The sequence below is a fragment of the Streptomyces atriruber genome (assembly GCF_001418325.1).
GTDB lineage: Bacteria > Actinomycetota > Actinomycetes > Streptomycetales > Streptomycetaceae > Streptomyces > Streptomyces atriruber.
This window is the reverse complement of sequence record NZ_LIPN01000167.1, coordinates 33,847-45,019: the sequence shown is the minus strand read 5'-3', so window position 1 is coordinate 45,019 and position 11,173 is coordinate 33,847. Positions and strand designations below refer to the sequence as shown.

The following is an 11,173-nucleotide window of genomic DNA, read 5'->3' as shown; positions in this document are numbered from 1 at the left end:
ACATTGAAGACACGACCTAGCCCCACCATCGCTCCGTCGGGGGCCGGTTCACGTCGAGCCGGTGAAGGCGAGCGGGCAAGGTGGATCACGGCGAGGCGATGGACGCGATGATGCCGATGATCACGGTGATGGCCAGCATCGCGCCGAGCACGATGAGCAGCTTCTTCTGGCCGTTCTGGGGGTTCGGATCGAGGACGGGCATACGGCCAGTCTCGCACCCTTTGCCCGTCCTCCCTCCGGCGGGGTCAGGCCGCGGCGGCCTTGGCCGCCACCTCGTCCTCGACCGTGCGGTTACGGCCCGCGAGGGTGCCGATGACGATCTGCGGCACCATGAGGCCCGCCATGAGCGCGAGGGGCAGCCCCCAGCCGCCGCTGTGCTGGTAGAGGACGCCCACGAGGAGCGGGCCCGGGATGGAGATCAGGTAGCCCGTGCTCTGCGCGAAGGCGGACAGCTTGGCCACGCCGACGCTGCTCTTCGCGCGCATCCCGACCATGGTGAGGGCGAGCGGGAAGGCGCAGTTGGAGATGCCGAGCAGCAGCGCCCAGGCCCAGGCGCCGCCCGCGGGGGCGAGGAAGAGGCCCGCGTACCCGGCGAGGCCGCACGCGCCGAGGACGATCACGACCGGGCCCTGGTTGGGCAGGCGGGTGGCGACGCGCGGGATGACGAACGCCAGGGGCACGCCCATGGCCATCGTGACGGCGAGCAGGACGCCCGCCTCGCCCGCGGGGACGCCCGCGTCGCGGAAGATCTGCGGCATCCAGCCCATCGTGATGTACGCGGCGGTGGCCTGGAGGCCGAAGAAGACGGCGAGCGCCCAGGCGGTGCGGCTGGAGGTGATGCGCAGCCCGTCGTCCTCGCGTCGCACGGCGGCGCTGACGTGCTCCGGCACCGCGGCGGCCGTCCGGCTCCGGTCGCGGACGAGCGGGATCCAGGGGATGACGGCGACGACGGCAAGCACGGCCCACACGGCGAGGCCGGACTGCCAGCGTCCGCCGAGGCCGTCGGTGACGGGCACGGTGAGGGCGGCCGCGAGGGACGTGCCGAGGGCCAGCGCCATCGAGTACAGGCCGGTCATCGAACCGACCCGGTCGGGGAACCAGCGCTTGACGATGACGGGCATCAGGACGTTGCTGACGGCGATGCCCGCGAGGGCCAGGGCGGTGGCGGCGAGGAAGCCCGCGGTGCCCCCGATGAAGGGCCGGAGCACGAGGCCGGCGGCGATGGCGGCCATGCCGATGCAGACCACCGCGCTGGGCCCGAAGCGCTTGGCCAGGCGGGGCGCCATCACGCCGAAGATCGCGAAGCAGAGGGGCGGGACGGAGGTGAGCAGTCCCGCGAGGGTGCCGCTCATGCCGAGGCCGTCGCGCACCTCTTCGAGGAGCGCGCCGAGGCTGGTGATGGCCGGGCGGAGGTTCATGGCCGCGAGGACGATGCCGACGACGACGAGGCGCGTCGCCCACGCGCGCGTGGGGGCCTGTTTCTCCGGGTCCCCGGTGGGTGCGGAGGCCGTTGCTGTCGGTGTCATCGTCGGGGTTTTCTCACTAGCCATGGAGCCATCATAGAATCATGGGATGATTGGCTGTCCAATCCGATTACGTCACACTGCTCATCCACGGGCCACGCACGCACGAAGGAACGTCATGCCGCTGACCACCCCTCGCCGTTCCGCACTCTCCGAACAGGTCATCTCCGAGCTGCGCAACCAGATCTCTTCGGGCGAGTGGCCGGTCGGCTCACGCATCCCCACCGAGCCCGAGCTGGTCGATCAGCTGGGCGTGGCCAGGAACACGGTCAGGGAGGCCGTGCGCGCCCTCGCGCACAACGGCCTGCTCGACATCCGCCAGGGCTCGGGAACCTATGTGGTCGCGACGAGCGAGCTCGCGGGCGTGATGCAGCGCAGGTTCGCCGACGCCGACCCGCGGCACATCGCCGAGCTGCGCAGCACGCTGGAGTCCAGCGCCGCGAAGCTCGCCGCCGAGCGCCGCACCGAGCGCGACCTCAAGCAGCTCGACGCGCTGCTGGTGCGCCGCGAGGAGATCTGGGCGACCGGGGACACGGAGGCGTTCGTGACGGCCGACGCGACGTTCCACATGGCCGTCGTCGCCGCCTCGCACAACGACGTCATGACGGCCATGTACGCGGACCTCGGAGAGGTGCTGCGGGACTGGCTGCGCGAGGACATCGGCGAGGAGCTCACGCCCGAGGCGCACATGGACCACACCCGGCTGGTGGACGCGATCCGCGCGGGCGACGCGGAGGCCGCCGCGGCGGAGGCGGCGAGCTACCCCTTCATGTGCTGCCCGGAGCGGCTCACCGGGGCCGAAGGACGGGACCGGGCGCTGACTTCTGGTGGCTGACCCAGGCCGAGCGGACCTCTTTCCAGCACCGCCCCGTGAGCCGCACCGTCATCGCGGGCCCCGCCTCGACGGGCCGGGAGTCGGTGTCGATGTCCCACCACTGGTCGCACTCCACGTGGAGACGGACCCGGTCGGTCTCGGGGTAGGGGTTGTGGCAGTACGCGACGACGTGCGCGCCTGCGACGCCGGTGCGGCACTCCGAACCGAAGGGCCGGGGCCGGGGTTTCTCCTCCTCCACGCGCGCGGCGGAGGGACCCTGCGGCACGCCGCTCGGCGCGGCGGCCACAAGAGCGAGAGCCACGAGCACCGCACCGGTAAGACGCACACTTCAGAGTGCGCGGCACTCCCCCGTCGCCGCCCGGCCAGGGGGCCGAACGGGTGAGGCCCCGCCACCCGCGCGCTGCGGGGGACGGGGCCTCGAAAACGTACCCGCTGCCGGGGCTGGTGCCCGGTCAGGCGCCCATCATGTGCACGCCGCCGTCGACGTGGATGATCTCGCCGGTGGTCTTCGGGAAGAAGTCCGAGAGCAGGGCGACGACACCACGGCCCGCGGGCTCCGGGTCGGCCATGTCCCAGTTCAGCGGGGAGCGGGAGTCCCAGACCTCCGCGAGCTCGCCGAAGCCCGGGATGGACTTGGCGGCCATGGAGCCGAGCGGCCCCGCGGAGATCAGGTTGCAGCGGATGTCCTCCTTGCCCAGGTCGCGGGCGAGGTAGCGGCTGGTGGCCTCCAGGGCGGCCTTGGCCGGGCCCATCCAGTCGTACTTCGGCCAGGCGTACTGCGCGTCGAAGGTGAGGCCGACGACCGAGGCGCCGCCCTCGAAGAGCGGACGGCAGGCCATCGTGAGCGACTTCAGGGAGTACGCCGAGACGTGCATCGCCGTCGAGACGTCCTCGAAGGTCGCCTCGAGGAAGTTGAAGGCACCCTGCGGCGCGAAGCCGATGGAGTGCACGATGCCGTCGAGGCCGCCGAGCTCCTCCTTCACGACGCCCGCGAGACGGTCCAGGTGCTCCTGGTTGGTCACGTCGAGCTCGATGACCTTGGCGGGCTTGGGGAGCTTCTTGGCGATGCGCTCGGTGAGCGTGGGCCGCGGGAACGCGGTCAGGATGACCTCGGCGCCCTGCTCCTGGGCGACCTTGGCCGCGTGGAAGGCGATCGAGGCCTCCGTCAGCACACCGGTGACGAGGATGCGCTTGCCGTCGAGAATTCCGCTCATGTGATCAGTGACCCATGCCCAATCCGCCGTCAACGGGGATGACGGCTCCAGTGATGTAAGAAGCGTCGTCCGACGCGAGGAACTTCACCGCGGCGGCGATCTCCTCGGGCTGCGCGTAACGGCCGAGCGGCACCTGAGAGACGATGCCCTCACGCTGCTCGTCCGTCAGCACCTTGGTCATGTCGGTGTCGACAAAACCGGGGGCGACGACGTTGAAGGTGAGGTTGCGCGAACCGAGCTCGCGGGCGAGCGAACGCGCGAAGCCGACCAGACCCGCCTTGGAAGCGGCGTAGTTCGCCTGTCCGGCGCCGCCCGTCAGGCCCACGACCGAGGAGATGAGGACGACGCGGCCCTTCTTGGCGCGCAGCATGCCGCGATTGGCGCGCTTGACGACGCGGAAGGTGCCGGTGAGGTTGGTGTCGAGGACGGACGTGAAGTCCTCCTCGGTCATGCGCATCAGGAGCTGGTCCTTGGTGATGCCGGCATTGGCGACCAGGACCTCGACGTTCCCGTGCTTCTCCTCGATCTCCTTGTAGGCCTGCTCCACCTGCTCGGCGTCGGTGATGTCACACTTGACGGCGAGGACCCCGGCGTCGGTGAGGAGCTTCGGCGGCTCACCCGAGCGGTAGGTGATCGCGACCTTGTCGCCGGCGTCGGCGAAGGCGCGGGCGATGGCGAGGCCGATGCCCCGGTTTCCTCCGGTGACGAGAACCGAGCGGCTCAACGGATCACCCTTTCGATAGCGGTCTGGTACCTCGAAAACCTATCGGTACCTGTCGCGATACGGAGAATCGACGACCGACAGTGGCGAAGAGGACTCCCTGTCGGATCCCTACAGAAAACCCTGGCCGCCGGGGCGTCGGGCGCGACATGATCGGACCTGACCGGAGCCGAAAGCAGGGAGACATCCGTGCCTCATTCCATCGATGAAGCCTTCACGGCGCTGCCGCTGCGGGCTCTCGCCGACGCCGCGCTCGCCCGCGCGCGGGCGCTCGGCGCCGACCACGCGGACTTCCGCCTGGAGCGGGTGCGCAGCGCGTCCTGGCTGCTGCGCGACGCCAAACCGGCGGGCAGCTCCGACACCACCGACCTCGGATATGCGGTCCGGGTGGTGCACGGCGGCACCTGGGGCTTCGCCTCGGGGGTCGACATGACGATGGACGCGGCGGCCCGCGTCGCGTCCCAGGCCGTCGCGATGGCGAAGCTGTCCGCGCAGGTCATCAAGGCCGCGGGGTCGGACGAGCGCGTCGAGCTCGCGCCGGAGCCGGTGCACGCCGAGAAGACCTGGGTCTCCTCGTACGAGATCGATCCGTTCTCCGTGCCGGACGAGGAGAAGGCGGGGCTGCTCGCCGACTGGAGCGCGCGGCTGCTCGCAGCCGACGGGGTCTCGCACGTCGACGCCTCGCTGCTCACCGTGCACGAGAACAAGTTCTATGCGGACACGGCGGGGACGGTGACCACGCAGCAGCGCGTGCGGCTGCACCCGCAGCTGACCGCGGTGGCCGTCGACGGGTCGACCGGCGAGTTCGACTCGATGCGGACCATCGCGCCGCCGGTCGGCCGCGGCTGGGAGTACCTCACGGGGACCGGCTGGGACTGGGATCGGGAGCTCTCCGAGATTCCCGGGCATTTGGCGGAGAAGATGCGGGCGCCGAGCGTCCGGGCGGGCGCGTACGACCTGGTCGTCGATCCGTCCAACCTCTGGCTGACGATTCACGAGTCGATCGGCCACGCCACCGAGCTGGACCGCGCGCTCGGCTACGAAGCGGCGTACGCGGGCACGTCGTTCGCCACCTTCGACCAGCTCGGCAAGCTGGCGTATGGCTCCTCGCTGATGAACGTGACGGGCGACCGGACGGCCGAGCACGGGCTCGCGACGATCGGGTACGACGACGAGGGCGTGGCCGGACAGTCCTGGGACCTGGTCAAGGACGGCACGCTGGTCGGGTACCAGCTGGACCGGCGCATCGCGAAGCTCACCGGCTTCGAGCGCTCCAACGGCTGTGCGTACGCCGACTCCCCCGGCCACGTCCCGGTGCAGCGCATGGCGAACGTGTCGCTGCAACCGGACCCGGGCGGGCTCTCCACGGAGGACCTCATCGCGGGCGTCGACCGCGGGATCTACGTCGTCGGCGACCGGTCGTGGTCCATCGACATGCAGCGCTACAACTTCCAGTTCACCGGACAGCGCTTCTACAAGATCGAGAACGGCCGCCTCGCCGGGCAGCTCCGCGACGTCGCCTACCAGGCGTCGACCACCGACTTCTGGGGCTCGATGGCCGCGGTCGGCGGCCCGCAGACGTATGTCCTCGGCGGCGCCTTCAACTGCGGCAAGGCCCAGCCCGGCCAGATCGCCGCGGTCTCCCACGGCTGCCCGTCCGCCCTGTTCCGGGGCGTGAACATTCTGAACACCACGCAGGAGGCCGGTCGATGAGCCGCAGCGCCACCAAGCCGCACGAGATCGTCGAGCGCGCCCTCGAACTGTCCACCGCGGACGGCTGCGTCGTGATCGCCGACGAGGAGTCGTCGGCGAACCTGCGGTGGGCGGGCAACGCCCTGACCACCAACGGCGTGACCCGCGGCCGCACCCTCACCGTCATCGCGACCGTCGACGGCAAGGAAGGCACCGCCTCCGGTGTCGTGACGCGCGCGGCCGTGACCGCGGACGACCTGGAGCCGCTGGTGCGGGCCGCCGAGGAGGCCGCGCGCGGGGCGGGTCCTGCCGAGGACGCGCAGCCGCTGGTGACCGGCACGACCGCCTCCCCCGACTTCACCGAGGCGCCCGCCGAGACGTCCTCGGCTGTCTTCGCGGACTTCGCCCCGGCGCTCGGCGAGGCGTTCGCCCGGGCCCGCGCGGGCGGCCGGGAGCTCTACGGCTTCGCGAACCACGAATTCGTGACGAGCTACCTCGGTACGTCGACGGGGCTGCGCCTGCGGCACGACCAGCCCAACGGCACCCTGGAGCTCAACGCCAAGTCGCCCGACCGCACCAAGTCGGCGTGGGCGGGCCGCGCCACCCGCGACTTCAAGGACGTCGACCCGGCCGCCCTCGACGCGGAGCTGGCCCAGCGCCTCGGATGGGCGCAGCGGCGCATCGACCTGCCCGCGGGGCGGTACGAGACCCTGCTGCCGCCGACCGCCGTCGCGGACCTGCTGATCTACCAGCTGTGGCAGTCGTCGGCCCGCGACGCCGCCGAGGGCCGCACGGTGTTCTCCAAGCCGGGCGGTGCCACGCGCCTGGGCGAGCGGCTGGCCGAGCTGCCGCTGACGCTGCGCAGCGACCCGCACGAGCCGGGCCTGGAGTCGGCGCCCTTCGTGCTCGCGCACGCCTCGGGCGGCGACGCCTCGGTCTTCGACAACGGCCTGCCGCTGGCCGCCACCGAGTGGATCCGCGCCGGTGAGCTCGCTCACCTCGCCACCAGCCGGCACAGCGCGGCGCTCACCGGGCTCCCGGTGACGCCGGCCGTCGACAACCTCGTCCTGGACGGCGGCGGCGACCGCACACTGGACGAGATGGTCGCGGCCACGGAGCGCGGGCTGCTGCTGACCTGCCTCTGGTACATCCGCGAGGTCGACCCGGCGACACTGCTGCTCACCGGGCTGACCAGGGACGGCGTGTACCTCGTCGAGAACGGCGAGGTGGTGGGCGAGGTGAACAACTTCCGGTTCAACGAATCGCCCGTGGACCTGCTCGGGCGGGCCTCCGAGGCGGGCCGCACCGAGAAGACGCTGCCGCGCGAGTGGGGCGACTACTTCACCCGGGCCGCGATGCCCGCGCTGCGCGTCCCGGATTTCAATATGAGTTCGGTCAGCCAGGGCGTATAACCTCGGACCCTGCACCTACGTGCACTGTGTCAGCACACCCAAGGAGACGCGAGACCCGTGACGGACATCGTCGACGAGCTGAAGTGGCGGGGGCTTTTCGCCCTGTCCACCGATGAAGACGCACTGCGCAAGGCGCTCGCGGACGGTCCCGTCACGTTCTATTGCGGCTTCGACCCGACCGCGGCGAGCCTGCACGTCGGGCACCTCGTCCAGGTCCTCACCGTCCGCCGGCTCCAGCAGGCGGGGCACCGCCCGCTGGCGCTGGTGGGCGGGGCCACGGGCCAGATCGGCGACCCGCGGCCGACCGCCGAGCGCACCCTGAACGACCCGGAGACGGTCGCGAACTGGGTGGCCCGGCTGCGCTCGCAGATCGAGCCGTTCCTGTCCTTCGAGGGCGAGAACGGCGCGACGATGGTGAACAACCTCGACTGGACCGCGGGCATGTCCGCGATCGAGTTCCTGCGCGACATCGGCAAGCACTTCCGCGTGAACAAGATGCTGACCAAGGACTCCGTGGCCCGCCGCCTGGAGTCCCAGGAGGGCATCTCGTACACCGAGTTCAGCTACCAGCTCCTGCAGGGCATGGACTTCCTGGAGCTCAACCGGCGGTACGGCTGCACGCTGCAGACCGGCGGCAGCGACCAGTGGGGCAACCTCACGGCGGGCATCGACCTGATCCACCGCCTGGAGCCGGACGCCACGGTCCACGCGCTCGGCACGCCGCTGATGCTCAAGTCGGACGGCACCAAGTTCGGCAAGTCCGAGGGCGGCGCCGTCTGGCTCGACCCGGCGATGACGACGCCGTACGCGTTCTACCAGTTCTGGCTGAACACGGACGACCGGGACATCTCGACGTACATGCGGATCCTGTCCTTCAAGTCCCGCGAGGAGCTCGAAGAGATCGAGAAGCAGACCGAGGAGCGTCCGCAGGCGCGCGCCGCGCAGCGCGCGCTCGCCGAGGAGCTGACCACGCTGGTGCACGGCGCGGACCAGTGCGCCGCGGTGATCGCCGCCTCGAAGGCGCTCTTCGGCCAGGGCGACCTGGCGGAGCTGGACGAGGCGACGCTGGCCGCCGCGCTCTCCGAGCTGCCGCGCATCGAGGTCGCCGAGCTCGGCCCGGTCGTGGACCTGCTCGCCGAGGTGGGCCTGGTGGCGAGCAAGTCCGCCGCCCGGCGCACGGTGAAGGAGGGCGGTGCCTACGTGAACAACGTGAAGGTGGCCGCCGAGGACCACGTGCCGGCCCGTGCGGACCTGCTGCACGGGCGGTGGCTGGTGCTGCGCCGCGGCAAGAAGAACCTGGCGGCGGTCGAGGTCACGGCGGGCTGACCCGCCGACGCCGCGTGAACGGCGCATACGAGAGGGGCCGGTCCGTGCGGACCGGCCCCTCTTCGTACGGCTACGCCCTTCGCTTGTTGCCCCGGACCATCGTGTACGCCGCGTCACCGACGCCGACGACGACGAGCGCCGCGACCAGCTGGAGCGCATGGCGGCCCCAGTCGATGCCCTTGGTCTCATTGATCCCGAACTGCGTCGCGAGCCAGTTGCCCAGGACGGCTCCGATGATGCCGAACACCGTGGTCAGCCAGAGCGGACTGTGCTGCTTCCCCGGCAGGATCGCCTTGGCAATCAGCCCCAGCACGAATCCCACGATGATCGCCCACAACCAGCCCATAGCTGCCTCCTAGTCGGCTCTACACGAGCGTTACCGCCAGTGTCGTCCCGTCCTCCATACGGCGCATGTCGGGCACCTCCATACGTGGCACGGCGCAGGCAGGGCACCGAGGTGAAGGCTCCCCCGGTCTCGTAGGCGGCGCAGCCGCGGCGTAACGTTGAGCGGGCCGGACCGGGGTGCTCAACCAGGGAGAGTCCGGCACAGCGGACAGGGCGGTGGAACGTGATGCGGAAGCAGAGCAGCGGCCAGGTCTTCCGGATCACGGGGGCCCGACAGGGTCTCGCGGAGGACGTGCGGGGCAGGCAGCGGCGTTATGTGATCTCGATGTCGGTCCGAACGGTGTCCGTGGTGGCAGCCGCGGTGCTGTGGAACGTCGAGCGACACGTCGCCCTCGTCGCACTGGTGCTCGGTGTCCTCCTGCCGTACATCTCCGTCGTGATCGCGAACGCCGGCCGGGAGTCTCCGCCTTCGCTGCCGTCGACCTTCGTACCCGCTCCTTCTCGGCCAATGCTGGCGCCGCCCGCCGCGGCCGCCGCCGCGGAATCCGTCCCGGAAGATCCCCTGGGGCCCGCGCACGACCAGCGGCGCGGCACTTCACACGAACAGAGCTGACCGTCGACGTTGCGCCAAGCTCAAGAAAACCTCAGATCAATCATGTAGTTCCGGTGCCAGTAGCCGGGTCCCCCATGACATACTTCGTACGCGCTCCGCATCCCCCGTCGGAGCGACAGACCGACGCCGGGCAGCTCCCCCCGTGGCTGCTCGGCGTCGCCTTGTTTGCAGCACTTTGGACGCGACTGTGAGTGACGAAAACCCGATCTGTTCCGCCAAGGGCTGCCGCGCCGACGCGGTCTGGGTGCTTGCCTGGAACAACCCCAAGATCCACACCCCGGAGCGGCGCAAGACGTGGCTCGCGTGCGAGGAACACCGCGAGCACCTCTCCCAGTTCCTGGGCGTGCGCGGCTTCCTGAAGGACGTGGTGGTGCTCCAGGAGTGGCAGGCGCGCGAGGCCGCCGCCGGGGACGACGCCAAAAGCGGCGGGGCCGGCTAGCCGCCGATCGCCGACATCGGGCGCTCCGGCTGCAGGAACGACGGGTCGTCCAGACCCGAGCCCGCCTTCTTGCCCCACATCGCGAGCTTCCAGATGCGGGCGATGGCCTCGTCCGACCCGTCCGTGCTGTCCTCCGGGGCCGCGCGCAGCGCCCCGCGCAGGTCGGTCTCCTCGGTGGCGAACAGACAGGTGCGCACCTGTCCGTCGGCCGTGAGCCGGGTCCGGTCGCAGGCCGAGCAGAACGGGCGGGTGACGGAGGCGATGACGCCGACGCGGTGCGGGCCGCCGTCCACGATCCAGCGCTCGGCGGGCGCCGAGCCGCGCTCCTTCGACCCCTCTTCGGTGAGCTCGAAGCGGGTGCGCAGGGACTGCAGGATGTCACCCGCGGTGATCATGCCGTCGCGCTTCCAGCCGTGCTGGGCGTCCAGGGGCATCTGCTCGATGAAGCGCAGTTCGTAGTCGTTCTCGACGGCCCAGGCCAGCAGGTCCGGGGCCTCGTCGTCGTTCAGGCCCGGCATCAGGACGGTGTTGACCTTGACCGGGGTGAGGCCCGCGTCACGGGCGGCCGCGAGGCCGTCCAGGACGTCCTTGTGGCGGTCGCGGCGGGTGAGCGTCTTGAAGACGTCGGGGCGCAGCGTGTCCAGCGAGACGTTCACACGGTCGAGGCCTGCGGCCTTGAGGGCCTTCGCGGTGCGCTTGAGGCCGATGCCGTTCGTCGTCAGGGACATCCTGGGGCGGGGCTCCAGCTGGGCGCAGCGCTCGACGATGCCGACGAGGCCGGGGCGCAGCAGGGGCTCGCCGCCGGTGAAGCGGACCTCGGTGACGCCGAGCTGGGTGACGGCGATGCGCACGAGGCGCACGATCTCGTCGTCCGTGAGCAGGTCCGGCTTGGCCAGCCACTGCAGGCCCTCTTCCGGCATGCAGTACGTGCAGCGCAGATTGCAGCGATCGGTCAGCGAAACGCGCAGGTCAGTGGCTACACGGCCATAGGTGTCGATGAGCACTGCGGCCCCTCCCCGGCGGTTGGATGCAGATAGAACCGACTTGTTGTTC

The 11,173-nt window shown here is 70.7% G+C and carries 13 protein-coding genes; 6 read left to right on the top strand and 7 right to left on the bottom strand.

Translation table 11 applies throughout. The annotated features are described in order from the left end of the window. Window positions 1–85: 85 nt before the first annotated feature. Together AOK03_RS44885 and AOK03_RS19130 are read right to left on the bottom strand one after the other, a co-directional pair. Complete coding sequence (locus tag AOK03_RS44885) at window positions 86–202, bottom strand: SGM_5486 family transporter-associated protein (protein ID WP_107059069.1); 117 nt, start codon at window positions 200–202, stop codon at window positions 86–88. A 43-nt stretch (window positions 203–245) separates the two neighbouring features. After that, window positions 246–1,550: a CynX/NimT family MFS transporter gene (locus tag AOK03_RS19130; RefSeq protein WP_208609557.1), complete on the bottom strand. Its 1,305-nt coding sequence runs from the start codon at window positions 1,548–1,550 to the stop codon at window positions 246–248. A 91-nt stretch (window positions 1,551–1,641) separates the two neighbouring features. Between AOK03_RS19130 and AOK03_RS19125 the strand changes: the two genes are divergently transcribed. Further along, on the top strand, window positions 1,642–2,358 hold the full coding sequence (locus AOK03_RS19125) for a FadR/GntR family transcriptional regulator (RefSeq protein WP_055566512.1): 717 nt from the start codon (window positions 1,642–1,644) through the stop codon (window positions 2,356–2,358). Here the strand turns inward: AOK03_RS19125 and AOK03_RS19120 are convergent. From AOK03_RS19120 to fabG, 3 genes are all read right to left on the bottom strand, one after another. After that, window positions 2,312–2,665, bottom strand: coding sequence for a hypothetical protein (locus AOK03_RS19120; protein ID WP_425264394.1), 354 nt, complete (start codon window positions 2,663–2,665; stop codon window positions 2,312–2,314). The genes AOK03_RS19125 and AOK03_RS19120 overlap by 47 nt on opposite strands. A 145-nt stretch (window positions 2,666–2,810) precedes the next feature. Next, window positions 2,811–3,572: an enoyl-ACP reductase FabI gene (gene fabI / locus AOK03_RS19115; protein WP_055566510.1), complete on the bottom strand. Its 762-nt coding sequence runs from the start codon at window positions 3,570–3,572 to the stop codon at window positions 2,811–2,813. A gap of 4 nt (window positions 3,573–3,576) precedes the next feature. Then, the gene (fabG, locus tag AOK03_RS19110; protein ID WP_055566509.1) at window positions 3,577–4,296 is read right to left on the bottom strand and encodes a 3-oxoacyl-[acyl-carrier-protein] reductase; all 720 of its coding nucleotides are present in this window, start codon (window positions 4,294–4,296) and stop codon (window positions 3,577–3,579) included. Window positions 4,297–4,482: 186 nt separating this feature from the next. On the opposite strand from fabG, the gene AOK03_RS19105 reads away from it, so the two are divergent. Genes AOK03_RS19105 through tyrS form a run of 3 tightly spaced genes read left to right on the top strand, consistent with a single transcriptional unit; the run spans window position 4,483 to window position 8,723 of the window. Then, complete coding sequence (locus AOK03_RS19105) at window positions 4,483–6,006, top strand: TldD/PmbA family protein (protein WP_055566508.1); 1,524 nt, start codon at window positions 4,483–4,485, stop codon at window positions 6,004–6,006. After that, window positions 6,003–7,397: a metallopeptidase TldD-related protein gene (locus AOK03_RS19100; protein WP_055566507.1), complete on the top strand. Its 1,395-nt coding sequence runs from the start codon at window positions 6,003–6,005 to the stop codon at window positions 7,395–7,397. Before AOK03_RS19105 ends, AOK03_RS19100 begins: the two co-directional genes overlap by 4 nt. 57 nt (window positions 7,398–7,454) lie before the next feature. Beyond that, complete coding sequence (gene tyrS, locus AOK03_RS19095; RefSeq protein WP_055566506.1) at window positions 7,455–8,723, top strand: tyrosine--tRNA ligase; 1,269 nt, start codon at window positions 7,455–7,457, stop codon at window positions 8,721–8,723. 70 nt (window positions 8,724–8,793) lie between these two features. On the opposite strand, the gene AOK03_RS19090 is transcribed toward tyrS, so the two are convergent. Then, window positions 8,794–9,069 carry a GlsB/YeaQ/YmgE family stress response membrane protein gene (locus tag AOK03_RS19090; protein WP_055566505.1) on the bottom strand — a complete coding sequence of 92 codons (276 nt, stop codon included), beginning with the start codon at window positions 9,067–9,069 and terminating at the stop codon, window positions 8,794–8,796. 225 nt (window positions 9,070–9,294) lie between these two features. Here AOK03_RS19090 and AOK03_RS19085 point away from each other — a divergent pair, with 225 nt between their 5' ends. Both AOK03_RS19085 and AOK03_RS19080 read left to right on the top strand, forming a co-directional pair. Next, entirely contained in the window at window positions 9,295–9,681 is a 387-nt protein-coding gene (locus tag AOK03_RS19085; protein ID WP_055566504.1) for a DUF3099 domain-containing protein, read from the top strand. A 187-nt stretch (window positions 9,682–9,868) separates the two neighbouring features. Further along, on the top strand, window positions 9,869–10,120 hold the full coding sequence (locus tag AOK03_RS19080; RefSeq protein ID WP_055566503.1) for a hypothetical protein: 252 nt from the start codon (window positions 9,869–9,871) through the stop codon (window positions 10,118–10,120). Here AOK03_RS19080 and moaA read toward each other — a convergent pair. Beyond that, on the bottom strand, window positions 10,117–11,124 hold the full coding sequence (moaA, locus tag AOK03_RS19075; RefSeq protein ID WP_055566502.1) for a GTP 3',8-cyclase MoaA: 1,008 nt from the start codon (window positions 11,122–11,124) through the stop codon (window positions 10,117–10,119). The genes AOK03_RS19080 and moaA overlap by 4 nt on opposite strands. Between the last annotated feature and the right edge of the window lie 49 nt (window positions 11,125–11,173).

What these genes read in the sequence shown, in the direction of transcription:
- AOK03_RS44885 (WP_107059069.1), bottom strand. Translation starts at nt 202, where the DNA reads ATGCCCGTCCTCGATCCGAACCCCCAGAACGGCCAGAAGAAGCTGCTC.
- AOK03_RS19130 (WP_208609557.1), bottom strand. Translation starts at nt 1,550, where the DNA reads ATGGCTAGTGAGAAAACCCCGACGATGACACCGACAGCAACGGCCTCC.
- AOK03_RS19125 (WP_055566512.1), top strand. Translation starts at nt 1,642, where the DNA reads ATGCCGCTGACCACCCCTCGCCGTTCCGCACTCTCCGAACAGGTCATC.
- fabI (WP_055566510.1), bottom strand. Translation starts at nt 3,572, where the DNA reads ATGAGCGGAATTCTCGACGGCAAGCGCATCCTCGTCACCGGTGTGCTG.
- AOK03_RS19100 (WP_055566507.1), top strand. Translation starts at nt 6,003, where the DNA reads ATGAGCCGCAGCGCCACCAAGCCGCACGAGATCGTCGAGCGCGCCCTC.
- AOK03_RS19090 (WP_055566505.1), bottom strand. Translation starts at nt 9,069, where the DNA reads ATGGGCTGGTTGTGGGCGATCATCGTGGGATTCGTGCTGGGGCTGATT.
- AOK03_RS19085 (WP_055566504.1), top strand. Translation starts at nt 9,295, where the DNA reads ATGCGGAAGCAGAGCAGCGGCCAGGTCTTCCGGATCACGGGGGCCCGA.